The organism is Aquirufa originis (genome assembly GCF_042714495.1).
GTDB lineage: Bacteria > Bacteroidota > Bacteroidia > Cytophagales > Spirosomataceae > Aquirufa > Aquirufa originis.
Map to the genome: position 1 here is coordinate 590,036 of NZ_JBBKXY010000001.1, position 20,381 is coordinate 610,416.

The 20,381-nt window shown below is 41.4% G+C and carries 23 protein-coding genes; 11 read left to right on the forward strand and 12 right to left on the reverse strand.

Annotated features, from left to right (window positions below):
- From SKC35_RS02490 to SKC35_RS02505, 4 genes are all read left to right on the forward strand, one after another.
- Entirely contained in the window at positions 1-402 is a 402-nt protein-coding gene (locus tag SKC35_RS02490) for an ExbD/TolR family protein (RefSeq protein WP_223130447.1), read from the forward strand.
- 1 nt (position 403) lies between these two features.
- A complete protein-coding gene (locus SKC35_RS02495) occupies positions 404-919 on the forward strand; it encodes a DUF421 domain-containing protein (protein ID WP_377977908.1) in 516 nt (171 codons plus the stop codon).
- Between the two features lie 65 nt (positions 920-984).
- Positions 985-3,447: a bifunctional aspartate kinase/homoserine dehydrogenase I gene (gene thrA / locus SKC35_RS02500; protein ID WP_377977909.1), complete on the forward strand. Its 2,463-nt coding sequence runs from the start codon at positions 985-987 to the stop codon at positions 3,445-3,447.
- A gap of 1 nt (position 3,448) precedes the next feature.
- Complete coding sequence (locus SKC35_RS02505) at positions 3,449-4,384, forward strand: homoserine kinase (RefSeq protein WP_377977910.1); 936 nt, start codon at positions 3,449-3,451, stop codon at positions 4,382-4,384.
- Here the strand turns inward: SKC35_RS02505 and SKC35_RS02510 are convergent.
- Both SKC35_RS02510 and rpsU read right to left on the reverse strand, forming a co-directional pair.
- Entirely contained in the window at positions 4,381-5,250 is an 870-nt protein-coding gene (locus SKC35_RS02510; protein WP_377977911.1) for a tyrosine-type recombinase/integrase, read from the reverse strand. The two genes, SKC35_RS02505 and SKC35_RS02510, sit on opposite strands and share 4 nt — an antisense overlap.
- A gap of 37 nt (positions 5,251-5,287) precedes the next feature.
- A complete protein-coding gene (gene rpsU, locus SKC35_RS02515) occupies positions 5,288-5,482 on the reverse strand; it encodes a 30S ribosomal protein S21 (RefSeq protein ID WP_130896373.1) in 195 nt (64 codons plus the stop codon).
- Positions 5,483-5,607: 125 nt separating this feature from the next.
- On the opposite strand from rpsU, the gene metG reads away from it, so the two are divergent.
- A complete protein-coding gene (gene metG, locus SKC35_RS02520) occupies positions 5,608-7,638 on the forward strand; it encodes a methionine--tRNA ligase (protein WP_377977912.1) in 2,031 nt (676 codons plus the stop codon).
- Positions 7,639-7,868: 230 nt separating this feature from the next.
- Here the strand turns inward: metG and SKC35_RS02525 are convergent, their stop codons facing one another.
- On the reverse strand, positions 7,869-8,327 hold the full coding sequence (locus tag SKC35_RS02525) for a hypothetical protein (protein WP_377977913.1): 459 nt from the start codon (positions 8,325-8,327) through the stop codon (positions 7,869-7,871).
- Between the two features lie 248 nt (positions 8,328-8,575).
- On the reverse strand, positions 8,576-9,136 hold the full coding sequence (pth, locus tag SKC35_RS02530) for an aminoacyl-tRNA hydrolase (protein ID WP_377977914.1): 561 nt from the start codon (positions 9,134-9,136) through the stop codon (positions 8,576-8,578).
- Positions 9,137-9,217: 81 nt separating this feature from the next.
- Here pth and SKC35_RS02535 point away from each other — a divergent pair, with 81 nt between their 5' ends.
- Positions 9,218-9,967, forward strand: coding sequence for an SDR family NAD(P)-dependent oxidoreductase (locus SKC35_RS02535; protein WP_377977915.1), 750 nt, complete (start codon positions 9,218-9,220; stop codon positions 9,965-9,967).
- On the opposite strand, the gene rlmB is transcribed toward SKC35_RS02535, so the two are convergent.
- The gene (gene rlmB, locus SKC35_RS02540) at positions 9,964-10,758 is read right to left on the reverse strand and encodes a 23S rRNA (guanosine(2251)-2'-O)-methyltransferase RlmB (RefSeq protein WP_377977916.1); all 795 of its coding nucleotides are present in this window, start codon (positions 10,756-10,758) and stop codon (positions 9,964-9,966) included. The two genes, SKC35_RS02535 and rlmB, sit on opposite strands and share 4 nt — an antisense overlap.
- Positions 10,759-10,848: 90 nt before the next feature.
- Here rlmB and SKC35_RS02545 point away from each other — a divergent pair, with 90 nt between their 5' ends.
- Both SKC35_RS02545 and SKC35_RS02550 read left to right on the forward strand, forming a co-directional pair.
- Complete coding sequence (locus tag SKC35_RS02545) at positions 10,849-11,619, forward strand: class I SAM-dependent methyltransferase (RefSeq protein WP_377977917.1); 771 nt, start codon at positions 10,849-10,851, stop codon at positions 11,617-11,619.
- Positions 11,619-12,257, forward strand: a complete 639-nt coding sequence (locus SKC35_RS02550; RefSeq protein ID WP_377977918.1) for an O-methyltransferase — start codon at positions 11,619-11,621, stop codon at positions 12,255-12,257. The genes SKC35_RS02545 and SKC35_RS02550 overlap by 1 nt, the downstream gene beginning before the upstream one ends.
- Here SKC35_RS02550 and SKC35_RS02555 read toward each other — a convergent pair.
- Entirely contained in the window at positions 12,234-13,154 is a 921-nt protein-coding gene (locus SKC35_RS02555; protein ID WP_377977919.1) for a lytic transglycosylase domain-containing protein, read from the reverse strand. The two genes, SKC35_RS02550 and SKC35_RS02555, sit on opposite strands and share 24 nt — an antisense overlap.
- Before the next feature lie 58 nt (positions 13,155-13,212).
- Here SKC35_RS02555 and SKC35_RS02560 point away from each other — a divergent pair, with 58 nt between their 5' ends.
- Both SKC35_RS02560 and SKC35_RS02565 read left to right on the forward strand, forming a co-directional pair.
- Complete coding sequence (locus SKC35_RS02560; protein ID WP_377977920.1) at positions 13,213-13,785, forward strand: DUF3109 family protein; 573 nt, start codon at positions 13,213-13,215, stop codon at positions 13,783-13,785.
- Positions 13,785-14,102 (forward strand): MGMT family protein, encoded by a 318-nt coding sequence (locus SKC35_RS02565; protein WP_377977921.1) that lies wholly within the window; start codon positions 13,785-13,787, stop codon positions 14,100-14,102. Before SKC35_RS02560 ends, SKC35_RS02565 begins: the two co-directional genes overlap by 1 nt.
- Here SKC35_RS02565 and mtgA read toward each other — a convergent pair.
- The 3 genes from mtgA to SKC35_RS02580 are packed head-to-tail and all read right to left on the reverse strand — an operon-like array spanning position 14,097 to position 17,251.
- Entirely contained in the window at positions 14,097-14,876 is a 780-nt protein-coding gene (gene mtgA / locus SKC35_RS02570; RefSeq protein WP_377977922.1) for a monofunctional biosynthetic peptidoglycan transglycosylase, read from the reverse strand. The genes SKC35_RS02565 and mtgA overlap by 6 nt on opposite strands.
- A 25-nt stretch (positions 14,877-14,901) precedes the next feature.
- Positions 14,902-16,017, reverse strand: a complete 1,116-nt coding sequence (gene hemW, locus SKC35_RS02575; RefSeq protein WP_377977923.1) for a radical SAM family heme chaperone HemW — start codon at positions 16,015-16,017, stop codon at positions 14,902-14,904.
- 4 nt (positions 16,018-16,021) lie between these two features.
- A complete protein-coding gene (locus tag SKC35_RS02580; protein ID WP_377977924.1) occupies positions 16,022-17,251 on the reverse strand; it encodes a M16 family metallopeptidase in 1,230 nt (409 codons plus the stop codon).
- A 68-nt stretch (positions 17,252-17,319) separates the two neighbouring features.
- On the opposite strand from SKC35_RS02580, the gene SKC35_RS02585 reads away from it, so the two are divergent.
- A complete protein-coding gene (locus tag SKC35_RS02585; protein WP_377977925.1) occupies positions 17,320-18,318 on the forward strand; it encodes a glycosyltransferase family 9 protein in 999 nt (332 codons plus the stop codon).
- Here SKC35_RS02585 and SKC35_RS02590 read toward each other — a convergent pair.
- Genes SKC35_RS02590 through rfbC form a run of 3 tightly spaced genes read right to left on the reverse strand, consistent with a single transcriptional unit; the run spans position 18,291 to position 20,321 of the window.
- Positions 18,291-19,211, reverse strand: a complete 921-nt coding sequence (locus SKC35_RS02590) for an aspartate carbamoyltransferase catalytic subunit (RefSeq protein WP_130896400.1) — start codon at positions 19,209-19,211, stop codon at positions 18,291-18,293. The two genes, SKC35_RS02585 and SKC35_RS02590, sit on opposite strands and share 28 nt — an antisense overlap.
- Positions 19,212-19,213: 2 nt before the next feature.
- Complete coding sequence (pyrR, locus tag SKC35_RS02595) at positions 19,214-19,756, reverse strand: bifunctional pyr operon transcriptional regulator/uracil phosphoribosyltransferase PyrR (protein WP_223130465.1); 543 nt, start codon at positions 19,754-19,756, stop codon at positions 19,214-19,216.
- Positions 19,757-19,781: 25 nt separating this feature from the next.
- The gene (rfbC, locus tag SKC35_RS02600) at positions 19,782-20,321 is read right to left on the reverse strand and encodes a dTDP-4-dehydrorhamnose 3,5-epimerase (RefSeq protein ID WP_377977926.1); all 540 of its coding nucleotides are present in this window, start codon (positions 20,319-20,321) and stop codon (positions 19,782-19,784) included.
- Between the last annotated feature and the right edge of the window lie 60 nt (positions 20,322-20,381).

The following is a 20,381-nucleotide window of genomic DNA, read 5'->3' on the forward strand; positions in this document are numbered from 1 at the left end:
ATGAACTTCAGAAAAAGAGCCAGAGAAGCATCGGAAGTAGAAACAGGAGCCTTAGCAGATATCCTTTTCTTTTTATTGATGTTCTTTTTAATGATATCGACACTCGCTTCTCCGGATGCGATCAAATTGCTTTTGCCAGAAACAGCAAAACCAATGCCAACGCCTGCAAATGAAGTGATTCGATTAACAGTGGACGAAAAATTGAACTATTACATCGATGATCGTTTAGTAGATGTTGCGAATTTAGAAACAGAGCTAACGAATGAAGTAACCACAAAAAAAGCGGTGACTTTAGTCGTACGAATGGATCGTAATCAAACAGTACAAGAATTAACCAATATCTATGACCTGGCAGCTAAATTAAAGTTGTCGATGGTGATGGCTGCGGAAAAGAAAAAATAGAATGATGGAAGGCTATGTAATCATTGCCCTCAAATCAATAGCCGTTTACGTGTTCATCGTAACGGCTATTCGTGTTTTTGGGAAGAAAGAATTTGCGCAATTATCGGTGGTGGATGTGGTTTTTATCTTATTAATCTCGAATTCCGTGCAGACGGCGATGGTAGGGAATGATACGAGTTTAGAGGGTGGCTTAGTGGCTGCTTTGGCATTATTCATCATGAATTATGCCTTCAAATGGGTGACGAATAATAGTACTAAAATCAGTAAGGCGATTGATGGAGAACCCATTTTGTTAATTTACGATGGCGTCGTAAAGGAAAATGGCTTAAAAGATGCTTCCATTACGATTGAACAATTAAAGGCGGTAGTTCGGGAGCATGGCGTGGAAGAAATTGCCGAAGTGAACTTAGCTATCTTCGAGGTAGATGGAAATATTTCGGTTTTAAGTGACAATTATCGGAATTTGACCAAAAGAAAACGAAAAGGACACCGAATTCTTGGGCAAAATACGGCCTAAAATCGTATATTTGTCCTATATCTCAGCTGTTTGTAGAGTTGAGAATCATTTTGTTTTCTTAATTAATGGAAAAAATCCTAAAATTCGGTGGGACCAGTTGTGGAAGCATCGAAAGCATTCAATCCGTTTTGGCGATTATCGAGTCAAACGGAAAATCCTCCTCTGATTTTGCTGTTGTCTTTTCTGCGATGAGCGGTGTGACCAATCATTTGTTGGAAGCGGGCACCCTAGCGGCTCAGCCGAAAAGCACGGTAAATACACTGATTGAGACGATTGAAACACGTCATTTTGAGGTAATTAAGCACTTTATTCCGGTAACTGGACAAAGTCAAGTGATTGCTCATGTGCGTACTTTAGTGAATGAATTGCGCGATGTGTTGAAAGGGATTAACTTGGTTAAGGAGATTTCGCCCAAGACGTCTGATGCGTTGGTTAGTTTTGGTGAGCGTTTATCGACGTACTTAATCTTTGCGATTTTACAACAAAAAGGTCTACCGGTTTTCTATGTAGATGCACGGGAGATTATCAAAACAAATAGTATTTTTAGTCATTCCGAAGTAGATTTTGGCCTGACTAATCCGTTGATTTCTAGTTATTTCGAAGCGAATAAGGGTAAAATTGGTTTAGTAACTGGTTTTATTGCCTCTAATGCTAAGGGCGAGACTACTACCTTAGGTCGCGGTGGATCTGATTATACTGCTTCGGTGATTGGAGCAGCTTTAGGAGTAAAAGAGATCGAGATTTGGACGGATGTGGATGGAATGATGACGGCCGATCCCCGTAAAGTGAAATCAGCCTTTACCATTCCTTCGATTTCTTATGCGGAAGCGATGGAGTTGACACATTTTGGCGCTAAAGTAATTTATCCTCCTTCTTTACAGCCTGCTTTCGCAAAGAATATCCCGATTCGGGTACTAAATACCTTTAACCCCTCTTTTGAAGGAACAGTGGTTAGTAAAGAGCCTACAGGAAGTCCTTACATTATCACAGGAATTTCGTCGATTGACCAGCTTGCGTTAGTTAATTTACAAGGTTCAGGGATGATCGGAGTAGCTGGGGTTTCTGCCAAATTATTTACGGTTTTAGCGCGCGAAAAAATTTCAGTTGTCTTGATTTCTCAAGCCTCTTCTGAGCACAGCATCTGTTTTGCCATCGATCCTTCTGTGGCAGATAAAGTGAGAAAAATACTAGAAAAAGAATTCGCGACTGAAATGACGGCGGGTGACATTGAGGGAATTGATATCCAAAAAGACTTATCAGTTATAGCTGTAGTGGGTGAGGGAATGCGCAAGCATACCGGTGTGAGTGGAAAGTTGTTCTCATCTTTGGGAAAAAATGGGATCAATATTGTCGCTACGGCGCAGGGTTCCTCTGAGTTAAATATCTCGGTGGTGATTGAAAACAAAGACCTATCTAAGGCCTTGAATGTCATTCACGAGACGTTCTTCTTTTCTCAGATTAAAACATTACACCTCTATCTCGTAGGGGCAGGTTTAATTGGGAAGACCTTAGTCGAGCAAATTATTGGTCAGGAACATTATTTGGCCAAATACAAAGGCATTAAGATTCGTTTAACCGGAATCGCGAACAGCCGCAAGCAACTAATTAAAGAGGAGGGAATCGAGTTAGGTCAAGCCTTGAGTTTATTAGATAGCGTAGGAGAACCGACCGATTTAGCTGGATTTATTGCTCAAATTAAGGCTTTAAACTTACCTAATTCCATATTTGCAGATTGTACAGCGAATAAAGAGATTTATACGAATTACTTAGGTTTGTTTCAATCCAATATTTCAGTGGTAACACCGAATAAGGTCGCGAATTCAGGGCCTTATGATTTGTATGCGCAATTGCATCAAACTGCTCTGGCTAAAGGAGTTAAGTTCTTGTATGAGACCAATGTAGGGGCAGGTTTGCCGGTGATTAATACCTTGCAAGGGTTGATCGCTTCTGGAGATCGTTTTGAGAAAATTGAAGGGATACTTTCGGGAACTTTATCGTTCTTATTTAATCAATTTAAGCCCGGCAAGTCATTTGGAGAGGTATTAAGAGCCGCGAAGCAAAAAGGATATACCGAACCGGATCCACGAGAAGATTTGAGTGGGATGGATGTGGCACGTAAAATTTTAATTTTGAGCCGCGAGATTGGATTGAAATTAGAATTCTCGGATATAACGATTGAAAAGATCATTCCACCAGCTTGTGAGGCAGCTCCTACGGTAGATGCTTTCTTTGAGGAGATCGATAAGGCAAACGATTTCTTTGAGAAATTAGTCAACGAGGCTGCAGAAAAAGGCGAAGTCCTACGCTATATCGCTTGTTTAGAAGATCAAAAAATCACTATTGGTTTGCGTTCAGTTGGACCCGCACATCCATTCTACCAAATGGATGGAGCAGATAACGTAATCGCCTTCACAACCAAACGTTACCATGATCGTCCTTTGGTCATCAAAGGGCCTGGAGCGGGTGCTGAAGTGACTGCATCAGGTGTTTTTGCAGATATTGTATCCATCGGTAGTCATCTCGCTTAATATGGAAAAGATACGTGTATATGCTCCAGCGACGGTAGCTAATGTGGCTTGTGGATTTGATATCTTCGGCTTTGCCGTGAATCACCCGGGGGATGAGGTTGTTTTAGAAAAGAAATCAACTCCGGGTATTCTCATTAAAGAAATTACAGGCGACGATGGCCGTTTACCTAAAGCAGTTGAAAAAAATACCGCCGGTATTGCCATCCAAAAATACTTAGCACACATCGGTCGTGAAGACCAAGGCTTTGAATTGTCGCTGCATAAAGATATGCCTTTAGGCTCCGGTTTAGGGTCTTCAGCAGCTTCAGCAGTTGCGGGCGTTTTTGCAGCAAATGAATTAATGGGCCGCCCTTTATCCCAAAAAGACCTCTTGCCCTTCGCAATGGAAGGTGAGCGCGTCGCCTGCGGCTCCGCGCACGCAGACAACGTAGGTCCTTCGCTCTTAGGAGGCTTTGTCGTCATTCGTTCATACGATCCCTTAGATATCATTCAAGTGCCCGTGCCTGCAGACCTTTACGCAAGTATTGTCCACCCGCAAATCGAGGTGAATACAAAAGATGCGCGCGGAATTTTAGATAAAGAAATCTCTTTGGCCACTACCATCACCCAAATGGGGAATGTTGCCGGACTAGTAGCAGGGTTACTATTGCCCGATTATGAGCTCATTGGTCGTTCCTTAGTCGATGTGATCATCGAGCCCTCTCGTGCAATCTTGATCCCTGGTTTTGCGGAAGTAAAAGCTGCTGCGATTGCTAGCGGTGCGCTAGGTTGTTCCATTTCAGGTTCTGGACCTTCGTTATTTGCCTTATCTAAAGGAGAAGAAACCGCCCAAAAAGTAGCGAAAGCGATGGCCGCAGAATTTGCCGCCTTGGGTATTGGATCAGAGCAATATGTTTCTCAAATCAACCAAAAAGGACCAGTTGTTTTAGCCGATTAGGCCTTCGGATGCGCTTGTAAATAGATGGCCTTCATTTTCTCCATCGAATTATGGGTATATACCTGCGTAGCAGCTAAATTAGCGTGCCCAAGCAATTCCTTAATAGCATTCAAGTCAGCCCCTTTGTTCAAAAGATGTGTCGCATAGGTATGGCGCAATACGTGTGGTGAAAGTTTCTCTAGCTGACTATATTCCCCTAAATTTTTCTTCACCAAGCGTTGTACAAACATCGGATATAAGGGTTCTCCTTTATCTGTGAGTAATAAATGGGTGTGTTCTACCGTGCAGAAGCTGCGATACGTTGCAATTAAGTCGATGAGTAGTCCTGGTATAGGAATCACCCGTTCCTTATTTCGTTTTCCGATTACTCTGATCGTTTTAGCCGCTAGATTGACTTGGTTGTTTTGCAAGGAAATCAATTCTGCCAATCGTATTCCTGTACCATAGAGCAGAAAAAGAATGAGTTCGTCTCTGGCTTCGCTGAAATTAGTGGCGATTTTTTGATTATTCACCAGGTTTTCCATCTCCGATTCACGTACGAATTGAGGTATTTTCTTCGTGGTTTTGACCATCCGAATAGAGGTCATCGGGTTTTCTGCTATTTTTCCCGAACGCAAAAGGTACTTATAAAAGGTACGAAGTGTGGCCAATTTGCGGTTAATGCTGCGGTTTTGGATGGAATCATCGGATAAGCTGATGAGCCATTTTCTAATGGTTAACGCTTGAACATGAGATAGCTCCGTAGGAGCGATGAAAGCGGTAAACTGTTCTAAGTCAGTGGAGTAGGAGGTAATTGTGTGCGAACTGAGGCGCCTTTCGATGGACAGGTGGTCCAAAAAAAAATTGACTAATTCACGATTCATCATCGAAATTAGTCAATTCCTTTAAAGATTGTATAGGAAATTAGTTATTAATATTTCCGTAAGTGATTTGCTTGTAAGCAGCACGAATCATTTCTTTACGACGACCTACAGAAGGTTTTTCGAAAGCAGATCTTCTACGTAGTTCTTTCACTACACCTGTTTTTTCAAATTTCTTCTTGAAGCGCTTTAAAGCCTTATCAATTGATTCGTTCTCTTTTATCGAAATAATTAACATTTTCTTTTGTCTGTTTTTTTAAATTGTGTGCAAAGATAATCATATTTTTTTGATGCGCAATAGGTGAATCGATTATTTCAATGAATGTTTTTGCCTATTTTTGTGCTTTCATCTTAAAGATTTTTATGTCAGACTTTTCCCGGACAACCGTTACTGCAGCGTTAATTTATGCGAATGGACCTATTCACATCGGTCACTTGGCTGGATGTTATTTGCCTGCAGATATCTATGTGCGCTATTTACGCTTGCAGAAAAAGGATGTGATTTTCGTGTCTGGAACCGACGAACACGGTGTGCCTATTACGATTAAGGCTGCGAAGGAAGGAAAAACACCCCAACAAGTAGTTGATTATTATTACAATGAAATCAAGGATTCGTTCGAGCAATTTGGCATTTCCTTTGATATCTATGGCCGTACTTCGGATCCAGTTCACCACGAGGTTTCCCAAGAGTTCTTTTTGAAATTATACAACGAAGGGAAATTTATCGAGGAAGTGACGGAGCAATTCTACGATGAAGAAGCGAAACAATTCTTAGCGGATCGCTACATCACGGGCGATTGTCCTTCCTGTAAGCAGCCTGGCGCCTATGGCGATCAATGTGAAAAGTGTGGGACGACGCTTTCTCCTACGGAATTATTAAATCCTAAATCGGCTTTAAGTGGTTCTAAGCCAGTATTGAAGCCGACTAAAAACTGGTTCTTGCCCTTGGATCAATGGCAGCCAGAATTAGAAAAATACATTAACTCACACCCAGAATGGAAGTCGAATGTGACGGGTCAGGTTAAATCCTGGTTGCAAGAAGGCTTGAAGCCACGTGCGATGACGCGTGATTTAAACTGGGGTGTGCCTATTCCTTTGCCAGATACGGAAGGCAAAGTGCTTTATGTGTGGTTTGATGCTCCCATCGGATATATATCGATGACAAAGCAATTAACGCCAGAATGGGAGACGTATTGGAAGGCGAAGGATAGCCGCATCGTGCATTTTATTGGGAAAGACAATATTGTGTTCCATTGTTTGATCTTCCCGGCGATGTGTATGGCGCACGGAGGCTACCAATTAGCCGATCAGGTACCGGCGAATGAATTTATGAACCTAGAAGGGGATAAGATTTCTACTTCGCGTAATTGGGCGGTTTGGTTACATGAATATTTAGTGGATTTCCCGGGCAAGCAGGATGTGTTGCGGTATGCGTTGACGGCTTCTAGTCCAGAAACGAAGGATGCTGATTTTACGTGGGCTGATTTTCAGACCAAAAATAATTCCGAATTAGTCGCCATTTTAGGCAATTTCGTGAACCGTGCTTTTGTATTAATTGATAAAAACTTCGGTTCTGTAGTGCCTCCTAAAGGTGAAGGAACAGGATTAGAAGCCGATTTAATGGCGGCGGTGGCTGAAATTCCAGCTAAACTAGCGGTAGCATTAGAAAATTATAAATTCCGCGATGCACTTGTGTTAGCGATGGAGATTGCTCGATTAGGTAATAAATACTTAGCGGAAGCGGAGCCTTGGAAAATCATGAAAGAAGATCCGGCGAAGGCTGGAACGGTTTTGAATTATGCGGTGCAATTAGTCGCTCAGGCGAGTATTGCATTAGAGCCATTTATACCTTTTAGTGCTCAGAAATTGCGTACTGCGCTAGGTATGGAGAGCTTTGAGTGGTCAAGTATTGGTGATTTTGAGGTGATTGCTGCAGGGACAACCTTAAAAAATCCGGGCTTGTTATTCGAGAAAATAGAAGATGAAGCGGTTCAAAAGCAGGTAGATAAATTAGTTCAAACAAAAGCGCAGATGGAATTAGCCACTAAAACGGTGCCAGCATTAAAAGAGACGGTGGCCTTTGATGATTTTGCCAAAATGGATATACGCATCGGTGAAATTGTTGCGGCAGAGAAGATGGAGAAGAGTAAGAAGCTGTTAAAGCTTCAGGTGAATGATGGTTTTGTGACAAGAACTATCCTATCTGGTATTGCAGAACATTTTGCGACTGAAGATCTTATAGGTAAGCAGGTGACTTTTTTAGCAAATCTAGCGCCGCGTAAAATGATGGGAATTGAGAGTGAGGGGATGATTTTGATGGCAGAAGATGCAGACGGAAGTCTGGCATTAGTACAACCTAACAAACAAATTTGGAATGGAGGGACTGTTAATTAGGTCCTCATTTTCAGGGTGGTATAAAATAAAAATAAGGTCAGAAGAAACTTCTGGCCTTATTTGTTTAACCTCTAAACCTATTTAACTATGAAAATTTATACAAATATAATGCTTTAGTGGATATTTTATAAGTTTAGTGCAAAAAAAATAAAAAAAAGGTGAAGTTAAAAACTTCACCTTTTTTGATTACCTCTAAACCTATTTAACTATGAAAACTACTAACAATCTACTTATAACATAACAATCAAGTGCTCTTGCTGTTCTGAGCTGTTATCAAAATTAGTATCGATAACGGGTTCAGTGCCTACAATTGACCACACTAGGTTGATCTTTTTAGCTGTTTGATTAATTTCTTTGATCCAGTTTAACGTCTTGGTGTCTGAAAAATTTTGACCTTGTTCAGAAATAGTTTTGATGGTTTGATTGAAAACCACTTTTTCTGACTCAGAAGCTTTTAAGAACTCAGTCTTGTTATTTTGGAAATCTTCTAAAATCGATATAGTCAAACTCGCAGTACTTGCACTCTTCAGTTGAGCGTCTTTGCGAATCAACGAGGTGATCACTTCTGATAATGTTTCTGTTTTTACTGATAAATCGTTTGAACGATTAAATGAACGTGCTTCTTCTCCGGCAACCGCAACTAGGTTTAATCCAATTAAACAGCTAGCTAATAATAATGTCTTCTTCATATTTTTGTTATATTTATTATCTAAATCAACGATGCAAAATTATTGCATTTTTTCAATATGGCAAAACTTTATTTTAGTCTATTTTAGGTTTAATTTTTCAGTAAATTCTGATTTTTAATTTAAAATCAGAATTATATGTATAATTATTTGATTATTTCAGAATAATATTTGGCTTAGTATTTCAAATCATCTGAATAATTCTTAATTGAAAATTACGGAAAAATTCAAAGATTCTTTAAAAAGTACAATCATTGGTTGTATTTGTTCATTGTTTTAGTGAGTCCTTCAACGCAGAATGTTTCTATTATCTCCGCGGTTTTGTCCAAAATAAAGGGGATTGTCTCTAATTCGGCCTCAGAAAAGTTACTTAAGACATAATCGGCCTGCCTTCCTTTGGCAAAATCACTCCCGATTCCCATACGTAAACGAGGGTATTCTGTACCTCCTAAAACGCCTTCGATACTTTTAAGTCCATTGTGTCCTCCGGATGATCCTTTGGGCTTTAGGCGCAAGGTGTCGAATGGAATAGCCAAGTCATCCACTAAAACAAGCATGTTCTCCTTTTCGATCTTATAGTAGGATAGCCAGTAATTCACTGCCTTGCCACTCAGGTTCATGAACGTAGTGGGTTTGATCAGGTAGATCGTGTGTCCTTTTAATTTATAGGAAGCGATAGAGGCTAGTCGATCGGTTTTGAAGTTGAGGTCCTTTTGTTTGGCCAAAAAATCCACCGCCATAAATCCTATATTATGGCGTGTAAATAAATATTGCGGGCCTATGTTGCCCAATCCAACGATTAAAAAGTTCATAGGGTATTGAATTTAGATACAAATTACGCTCAAATTTTTTAGAACACCTCTTTGCGCTTACCTTCGTGTAAATTTATTCCTATGAAAAAAATCGCCTGCATTACAGGTGCGAGTTCCGGAATCGGTCGCGCCACTGCTCAATCCCTAGCTAAAGAAGGTTTTCAATTAATCCTGTGTGGTAGAAGAAAAGAACGTTTGGAAGAATTACAGGCAAATTTGGCTGTTAATTCCATCCTTTTAACGTTTGATGTGAGTAATCAACCTTCTGTTATCCAGGCGTTTGAATCACTTCCGGCAGAGTGGAAAAATATCGATGTCTTAATTAATAATGCGGGTAATGCACACGGGATGTCCGCTATTCAAGATGGCGACGTAGCAGATTGGGACGCGATGATGGCCTCGAATGTGACTGGCCTATTATATGTCTCGAAAGAAGTAATAAAAGGAATGGTCGATAGAAAATCAGGTCATATCGTTAACCTATCTTCGATTGCAGGAAAGCAAACTTATCCGAATGGCAATGTGTATTGTGCGTCTAAAGCGGCGGTTGAAGCATTATCGGCGGGAATGCGCCAGGATTTAAATCCATTTGGCATTAAAGTTTCCAATGTAGCTCCGGGAGCGGTGGCTACCGAATTTTCTGAAGTGCGTTTCAAAGGAGATCAATCGAAAGCAGAAGCGGTTTACGCCGGATACGAACCTTTAGTGGCAGAAGATGTGGCGGAATTGATTCGCTATATCGTCTTAGCTCCTGCGCACGTCAACATTGCGGACGTGACTATTTTGCCGACAGCGCAAGCGTCAGCTTTCCAGATTCTTCGAAAAAATTAAATAGAACGTTGGCGAACGGTCTCAAAAATGATGACACCCGCTGCAACCGATACGTTTAAGGATCCTACTTGACCTGCTTGAGGGATTTTAGCGATCTCATCTGATTTGCGGATGATTTCGTCTGTGATTCCGTCTTCCTCTGATCCCATGATGATGGCGATCGGATCTTTGTAGTCTATTTCGTAGATCGTGCTTTTCGCCTTTTCTGTACAAGCTACCACGCGCAATCCTGAGTTTTGTAAGAAGTCAATCGTTTGGATTAAGCTGTCTTCCTTACATACGGGAATAAAGTTCAAGGCGCCAGACGAAGTTTTCATCGCATCTGCGTTGATTTGAGCGGCTCCACGAGAAGGTAAAACAATCGCGTGAACACCCGCACATTCTGCTGTACGTGCAATCGCACCAAAGTTTCTGACATCTGTAACGCGGTCCAAAATCAAAATAAACGGTATTTCGCCATTCTCAAAGGTATCTGCAATAACATTCTCTAGTTTTGCATAGTGAATGGCAGAGACGAAAGCGATGGCTCCTTGGTGATTTTTACGCGTAATGCGGTTCAATTTTTCCAAAGGTACCTTTTGTACTTGAATGCCTTTTTCTTTAGCTAAATCAAGGATTTCGGTGTTTCCAAGCTCTCTTTGGACTAATAAACGATCAATTTCTTTCCCAGAACGAAGGGTTTCTAAAACAGATTGCACCCCAAACACAAACTCTTTATTGTCTGTTACAGGAGCTGTAAAATGTCTAAATGGTCTCTTAAATGGGGGTCTTGATGCGTTTTCTTCTGACACGATGTTGCTTGAAATTTTGCACGAAGGTCGACATTTTTTTTAACATTTCAGCTAGATAATTCCTTACCTTTGTCTCTTAACTTTATTAGAATGTATAAAACTACCGAAATCGCATCCTCTGATATTCCTTCAGATAATCCCGTTCACCAACGTTTATTGTATCCTTATATCCACGTTAGCCAATTACTTTCTGGCAATGTATTAGAGATAGGATGCGGCACAGGACGTGGTGTGGGTGTATTAGCCGACGCGGTAAGTGACTATACGGGAGTGGATAAGAATACTGAATTGATGGAGAGTTTATCGAAGACTTATCCTAAGTTCAAGTTTATCGATATGTTCTTACCTCCATTAAAGGATTTGCCATCGAATCATTTCGATTATGTGGTGACTTTTCAAGTGATCGAGCACATCGAAAACGATGATTTCTTCTTAGCGGAAGCGGCTCGCGTGTTAAAGCCAGGCGGAAAATTGTATTTGACGACTGTGAACAAGAAATTCTCCTTAACACGCAATCCGTGGCACGTACGCGAATATTTGGCGCCAGAATTACGTGACTTGATGAAGAAACACTTCTCTGAGGTTGTTACGGAAGGGGTGCACGGAAATCAAAAAGTAATGGATTATTACGAAGAAAATAAGGTTGCTGTGAAGAAAATCACTCGATTTGATATTTTTAATCTACAATATAAATTACCAAGAACCTGGTTACAGGTACCTTATGATATCGCGAATCGCATGAGTCGCTTATCGATGTCTAAGTCGAATAATTCACTTGTTTCATCGATTCAGGTGGATGATTATTTCCTTAGCCAGGATCCTGACAATTCATTGGACTTCTTCTACACAGGGATTAAATAATGGAATTCATTGACGAAGGAATAGAGGAATATGCACGCCTGCACACGGAGCCAGAAAATGACTTGTTAAAGGAGTTAGTTCGGGAGACGCACGCAATGGTGTTGCAGCCTCGGATGCTTTCGGGTCATTTACAGGGGCGTTTTTTGTCCTTTATTGCCAAAGTCTATCAACCCTCTCTCATCCTAGAAATAGGTACTTATACGGGTTATTCTGCCCTTTGTATGGCGGAAGGTTTAAAAGTAGGTGGTAGTTTGATTACGATTGATGTGAACGAAGAATTGGAAACATTCACTCGTTCATTCTTTGATCGATCTGCTTATAAAGAGCAAATTGACTACCGAATCGCGGATGCAGCTATTGAAATTCCCGGCATTGAAGGTCCCATTGATCTGGTATTTATCGATGCGGATAAGCGTAATTATGCGCTGTATTTTGATTTAGTGATCGGCAAAATGCGTCCAGGAGGACTTATTTTAGTGGATAACGTGCTGTGGAGCGGTAAAATTATTGAGGAAGCGGCTAAAGACAAATCGACACAAGCCTTGCGTGATTTCAATACCAAAGTGGCGAATGATCCGCGTGTAGAGCCTTTACTACTTCCTATCCGGGATGGATTATTCCTTCTGCGGGTAATCTAACTTCTTTTTAGGCGGTAAAAGAAAATCGGCTGGCTGTAAAATCTCAGGGATCTGAATGGAGTTATCAAAGAAGGTAACAGTAGACGGGTGGTAGATGATGTAATTCTTATCGCTAGGCACGTAATCGTTCAAGATCCACGGATTGTATTTCTTCAAATCATCGTAGCTAACATTTAGTTCATCCGCGATTTCATACAAGTTTTTGCCGCAGGAATTATCGTAACAGATCAGTTTAGATTGGTTAACAGGCTGAATACCTAAAGAATCATCTTTTTTGAATTCATCTGCCCAGAATTTTTGGTAAGCTAAAAAACGCAGCACATACCAATCCGTGCTTGAATCCACCTGAATATCTGATTTTCCCACCCAATCCATCACATAGGACGTTTTCTTCGCCGTTCCTAAACCCACCCGGTAGGAGAGAAGTGTCCCCACCCAGTTATTTAATACCCGATTATTGCGGGTGAAATAGTTCGCAGCGCCTTTTGTGGCCTCGATAATGTGCTTGCGTTCATCCACATTCGCGTTCACCTTCATTCCCACATCTGTCGCAGTACCTGATTTGAATTGCCAATATCCCACGGCTTGCGAGCTCGAAACTGCGATCGGATTTAATCCACTCTCTTGAACTGATAAGTATTTGAATTCATTGGGAATGCCTGCTGATTGTAATAAAGGCTCCATGACAGGAAAATAAAAGCGCATTTTTTCCTTCATACTCTCCACAAATTTCTTGTTGCTGCCTAAGCGCTTTTGCTCTGTTTCGAGGATGGATTTAGCAGAAGGATGAATGAATACCTTTACGTTTCCGATCAAAAGGGAGTCGGGAAACTCGGTTTTGGCAAAAACTGGTAAACAAAATAAAAGTATTAATAAAAGTATCCAAAGGGATTTCATAGTGTAAAATTACCTATATAAACTATAATATGTACCTTTGTGGTTCAAAAATAAGCAGATGATTTTAATTGACGATACGGTAATCTCTTCCGATGTAGCAGACGAATTTTTCGTGTGTGATTTAGCCAAATGCAAAGGCGCTTGCTGCGTAGAGGGCGATTTAGGTGCTCCATTAGAGGAAGACGAATTAGAGATTTTAGAGCGAATTCAAGACGATATCAAGTCCTTTTTATCCGAAATAGGGTTAAAAGAAATTGAAAAATCGGGTGCTTGGGTAAAGGATGACGACGGTGATTTTTCTACACCAGTGATCAAAGGAAGAGAATGTGCCTATGCTTTATATGACGATAAAGGCTATTTAAAGTGCGGTATCGAGCAAGCTTATTTTGCCGGTAAAACGGATTTCAGAAAGCCTATTTCGTGTCATTTGTACCCGATTCGTTTAGCTAAATTAGCCGATTATACGGCCTTAAATTACGATCGTTGGTCTATCTGTTCAGATGCATGTTCGAATGGTGCGTCCTTAGGTGTTCCCATCTATGTGTTTTTGAAAGAGCCTTTGATTCGCAAATTTGGGGAGAAATGGTATGCCGAGTTATGCCAAGAAATTGAAGAGCGTAAAGAAGAATAATGGCTGATTTTGAGGCAATTTATCAGGTAGTAGCGTTGATCCCTCCCGGCAAAGTATCGACGTACGGTGCTATTGCTGGTTATTTAGGTTCCAAAGGAGGTGCTAGATTAGTGGGCTGGGCGATGAATGCATCGCACGGTCAATCGAGCATTCCTGCGCATCGTGTTGTAAATCGCAATGGTGTTTTGACTGGGAAGAATTTTTTTGGTGGGAATAGAATGCAAGAATTATTAGAAGCAGAAGGCCTCACGATCAAAAACGATCAAATTCAACAATTCTCCAACCATTTCTGGGATCCTTCCGTCGAGTTGTTATAGATTTTTCAGGTAGTTTTTACCCCCTAAACCTCTCATTTGGCGTTGAATCGCTGAGGTACGTTTGCGTACATAAGCCGATGGATGCTCGATGGAAAAACGGTTTGGGCTCGGTAAAACCGCTGCAATCCTAGCCGCTTCTGAGGCTGAAATCTCAGATCCGCTATGTCCATAATATTGTCTACAGGCCGCTTCAACCCCAAAAGTCATCGGTCCCGTCTCAGCCACATTCAAATAAACCTCTAAAATGCGTTCTTTGCCCCAGATCAATTCAATCAAGAATGTAAAGTAGACTTCCAGGCCTTTTCGGATATAGCTTCTACCTTGCCATAAAAAGACGTTCTTGGCTACTTGTTGAGAAATGGTGCTCGCACCACGGATTTTTTTGCCCTTCATATTGTGCTTTACCGCACCCCACATCGCATCAAAATCGAATCCGTGGTGATCAGGGAAAGCCTGATCTTCTGAAGCAATAACTGCAATAGCTACATTTTTATCTAGTTCCTTATACGAGCTCCATTGGCTATGAATCTTGGACGGTTTTCCCTCTAACAACGCATCGATTTTTCGAGAAGCCATGGTAGGCGTAAAATAGACTGGGAAGAATTTGAGAAATACGACCGAAAACAGGCTGAAAATCCATAAGTAAAGGAAGAAAAAGCCGATTTTCTTGAGCCAAGTGCGTTTCTTGGGGCTTTTCTTCGCTAAGCGTTCAAACTTTTTACTTCCATTGGATGGAATAGGAGATTTCTTATCGTATTCGATTCGCTTTGCCATAGGATGGTAAAATTACAAAAAGGGCTTAGACCACAAAAATATCACTGCTTAATAGATCGGCAATTAATTTTCCTTCGCCTACTAGTATTAAACTGTCATTTTCAATTCGAGCGAAACCTTGAGAAACCCAGATTTGAAATTCTTTTTCAGGATAGGGATGTCCCATTTTTTCGAAGCTCTCCCGCACATAGTTCAGGTCGATACCCCATTTTGTTCTTAAGCGGACCATCAGGTATTCATTGAGTTGATCGGCTGGGCTGAGTTCTTCTTTCTCTGCTAATGCGAGACCTGAGGCCATGTATTTGGCATTATTCGCCACGTTCCATTGCCTAGAATGGCCATTGAAACTATGGGCGGAAGGTCCAATACCTACATACGGCTCTTGCTGCCAATAACTCGTGTTGTGGATAGAATAATGGCCCTCTTTGGCAAAATTAGAGGTTTCGTAGCCCTCATAACCTTTGGATTCTAAATATTCGCGGACCTGGTTGAAGGCGTTTGCCATCGCGGAATCCGGTATTTCCAGAAAAGCCCCTTTCTTTTTTTGAACGCCAAAAACCGTTTTAGGCTCCACCGTTAAGCTATAGGCTGAAATGTGTTGTACTCCCAGCGAGGTGGCTTTTTCTAGATCTTCGGCTAATTCTGCTTCGGAGTTAGCAGGAATGCCGTAGATCAAATCGATGCTGATGTTGCTGATCCCTGCTTCTTGGGCATTCTGAATCGCTTGAATCGAATCGGATGCCTGGTGGTTTCGATTCATCAAGATTAGGTTTTTCTCCTGAAAGGATTGAATTCCGATACTCAGGCGATTGATTCCTTTAGAAGCTATCATTTCGCAATAGTCAGATGTTAAATCTTCTGGATTCGCCTCTAAGGTAATCTCCGCGTCGTTAGCTATGGTGTGGTAACCGCGAATGGTATTGAATAACAAATCTAAATTACCCGCATTTAAAAGAGATGGAGTACCTCCACCAAAATAAATCGTTTGTAGTTCGGCACCTTTTAAATAGTCTTTCTGCGCAGCTATTTCTCGACATAAGGCGTTGACCATTTCCTCTTTTCGGCTCGTATTGGTCGAAAAATGGAAGTCGCAATAATGACAGGCTTGCCTACAAAAGGGGATATGGAGGTAGAGGTGCACTGAATTAAGGTTCGAAAATCAAACAACTCAAGGTAGCTGGATCGAGCATTTCTTTTGCCAGCGATTGAATATGCGCGCTGTCGATGAGGTCAATTTGTTCGAAAATTTCGTCTAAACTTTCAATTTTCTCTCGATCTAAGAGATTCTTGGCCATCATCAACATGAAATTGAGGTTTCCCTCTTCCGCCATCGCTAATTGACCCTTTAATTGACTTTTAATCTTATTCAATTGAGGTGCGGTTAACTCCTTTTCTTGCAGTTTGGCAAACTCTTTATGAATCAATTTCAAGGATTTATTCACCTGATTAGGCTCTGTTCCAAAATAAATGGCCCAATAACCTGAATCTAAAAAGGAAGTCAAATTAGCTTCAATGGAATAAACGAGGCCATGCCGTTCGCGTACCGAAACATTTAGCAAGGAATTCATCCCCGGACCACCTAATAGATTGACTAGCAGGAAGAAAGCAAGTCGATTCGGGTTTTCAATGGCAAAGGATTGACGCCCTAAAGCCACGTGGGACTGTGTGATGCCTCTTTTGATGACTTTAGTTTGAGGGATCATCGGTGAGGGAGCAAGGCGTTTCACGATTTGCTTCTTCGCTTTAATACAACCTAAATGCTTTTCTGCCCAAGCAAATACTTTGGTTGGGTCTAATTTCCCAATCGATGAAAAAACGATTCGGGAAGTGTCTAAATTACGTTCAATGAAGGATTCGAGGTCCTTTTTTTGGAAAGCCTGAACCGTCTCTGTCGTTCCTAAAATATTGACGCCTAAGGGGTGATTGGGAAATAATAATTCATCAAAATCATCCTGTATCGCTTCCTCAGGAGCGTCATAATACATCGACATCTCCTCTAAAATGACCGAACGCTCTTTCTCTAATTCCTTTTCAGGAAACACGGATTCAAATGTAATGTCAGTTAATAGTTCTAAGGCCCGTTCGAAATAGGGGCTTAAAATGGAGGCGTGGAAACAGATTTTTTCTTTGGTGGTGTAGGCATTCAATTCCCCGCCATAAACTTCGAGGCGGTTAATGATCTGCATATTGTTCTTTTTCTTCGTCCCTTTGAAGGCCATATGCTCCCAAAAGTGCGCTAAACCCTCTTCTCCCGCTAATTCATCTCGACTTCCAATGTCTAACATAATCCCTAAATGCGAGATCTCTGTGTGAAGCACTTGTCTGTGCACCACCGTGATTCCGTTTGAGAGGGTATGCAGGTGAATGGAATTCATAAATGGGGTTTTGGTGAAAAATGTCCCAAAAATAAGTAATTTTATGGCTAATCGCTTCCTTTTCTTCTATGAATCCAGTGTCCAAGGTGTTAATTATTCAGACCGCTTTCCTCGGGGATGCGGTATTAGTAACGTCATTATTGGAGAAAATCCGGATAGAATCCCCTGAAACGGCCATTCATTTGTTAGTTCGAAAAGGGAATGAGTCTATTTTTCAAGCTTATACACACCCTTGCTTGGAGCGCGTTTGGAGCTATGATAAGTCCAATAAACGGGCTTCTTGGCTTGATTTACGCACTAATTTGAAGCAAGAATCCTTCGATAAAGTCTTCGTAGTGCAGCGATTCTTCGGGATGGGTTTGTTAAGTCTGATGATAGGAGCAAAGCAGGTGATGGGATTTGCAAAAAATCCACTTTCCTGGTTTTTTACGAAAGCTTATCCGCATCCTTTCGGTAATGGCATCCATGAAGTGGAACGAAATACGGCTTTATTGTGCGATTGGTTAGGGGAGAAGGTGTATAAACCTTTTTTGAATCCTTCGCAGGTACCAGCTCCCGCTAAAAATTACATCTGTATTTCCCCCGGAAGTGTATGGGAGACGAAGCGTTTACCCATTCAGAAGTGGATCGATTTTATCCATTTACTACCTCGTGATCAGGCAGTTGTATTAATGGGTTCACCTAACGAAAAGTATTTGTCTGATGAGATTGAGCAAGCCTGCCCGGGTTGGCCTATCTTTAATGAAACAGGAAAACATGCGCTCTTAGCGTCTACGTCTATTTTTGCCCAAAGTAAAGGTAATTTCGTCAATGATTCAGGTCCGATGCATTTGTCTTCGGCTGTGAATGTTCCTACAGTTGCTCTTTTCTGTTCAACGATTCCGGATTTTGGCTTTGGCCCTTTAGCGGATCAAAGTCAAATCATTGAGGTATCAGAAAAATTGGATTGTCGTCCTTGTGGAGATCACGGTAAGAAAAATTGCCCGCTAGGCCATTATGCCTGCGGAAATCACATCTCTACCCAAAAAATGTTATTGGCTTACGAAGCTCTCGAAGCAAGTAAATAAAGGACGGCCATTCTGACTGCCACACCATTTTCTACCTGATCTAAAATGATGGAATGCGGAGAATCCGCCGCATCAGAGCTTAATTCCACCCCGCGATTAATCGGTCCAGGGTGCATCAAAACGATTTCTTTCGGTAATTCCTCCAGCATTGCCCGGTTGATCCCGAAGAACTGTGAGTATTCGCGAAGACTTGGGAAGTATTTGATTTGTTGTCTTTCTAACTGGATACGAAGCACGTTTGCTGCGTCACACCAAGCTAAGGTACTCTTCACGTCGTGAGAAACTTCTACACCTAAACTTTGTATGTGCTTCGGAATCAAAGTGCTAGGTCCACAAAGGCGAACTTCTGCTCCTTGCTTTTTCAAGGCGTAAATATTGGAAAGGGCTACGCGTGAGTGCAAAATATCACCGATAATGGCGATTTTTTTGCCAGCTAAATCACCCAGTTTTTCTTGTAGAGAGAACGTATCTAATAAGGCTTGGGTCGGATGCTCGTGCGTTCCGTCGCCTGCATTGACAATATTTGCTTTGATATGTTTGGCTAGATAATGAGGCGCACCTGGGCTTGCATGGCGCATCACGATCATATCCACTTTCATCGCTAGGATATTATTGACCGTATCAAGCAATGTTTCACCTTTTTTTACCGAACTGCCTGAGGCCGAGAAGTTAATGGTATCTGCAGAAAGTCTTTTTTCGGCTAATTCGAAGGATAATCGGGTACGGGTGGAATTTTCAAAGAAGATGTTGGCAATCGTCACATCGCGTAGAGAAGGAACTTTTTTAATGGGTCTGTTCAGAACCTCTTTAAATTCTCTGGCCGTTTTAACAATCAATTGAATGGATTCTTCATCCAGATCTTTGATTCCTAATAAGTGTGGCGACTTTAACATAATTATTCAGGTTGAGGAATTAACCAAATTCTGTCCGCTTCGTGGCCTTGTTCCGTCCACTCTACGAGTACTTTTTCGGTGGGTAAGGTATTGACGCTTTTACCCACGTAATCTGCGTTAATCGGCAAATCTCGATTATAAATACGGTCGATTAAGACACATAATTCCACTTTAGCCGGTCTCCCAAAACTATTCATCGCATCCAGCGCCGCCCGCACCATTCGGCCTGTGGCTAACACGTCATCTACTAGGATAACACGCTTGTTTTCGATTAAAAAGGGGACATCAGTTGAATTAGGCGATACGGTTTCTCTACGGCGGTAATCGTCGCGAAAGAACGTAGCGTCTATTTTTCCTACACTAGGGGCTTTTTCAAGGTGTTTACTTAATTCTTTCGCGATACGTTCTGCAAAGAAGATTCCGCGCGGCTGTAAGCCTAGAATTACCGTTTCAACACCGTTGATTTGATTTTCAATGAGCTCTTGACACAACCGAGAGATGGTTATTTCGAGTAATGGGCTTGATAAAATCAGCTTGCGAGTCATTGATGCAAAGATATCAAAATTTTAATTAAAAAATCGGATGATTGGGGTCAAAATCAGGTAGAATTTGGTCCTTATCCGATACAATTGGGTTTTCAACGCCCCATTCAATCCCTAATTTCGGATCATTCCAGCGAATCCCTGATTCTGCTTCTTTGTTCCAAAAATTGGTGCATTTGTATACAAAAATCGTCTCCTCTAGGGCGATAAAACCATGAGCGAAACCGATGGGTACATACAACATATTACCTTTATCTGCGTCCAAAACGAATTTTTCGTGCTGTCCAAAGGTAGGGGAGTCCTTGCGTAAATCCACCACCACATCTAAAGCTTTCCCCGTCATTACACGCACTAATTTCCCTTGACCGTTCGGATTATGTTGGAAATGCAAGCCGCGCAATACGCCTTTGGTAGAAAAGGAATAATTGTCTTGCACAAAATCTTCGGGGATTCCATTCGCAGCAAAACGCTTTTGGTTGTAGGATTCGTAGAAAAATCCACGTTCGTCATAAAACTTTGTTGGTATGCACTCGATGACTCCTGATAAACGATGCTTAATGAATTCCATAAATTGTTTTTTGGCAGGGAAAGGGATAGATTTGTGGCAAAATTAATCCTATTTTCCTTC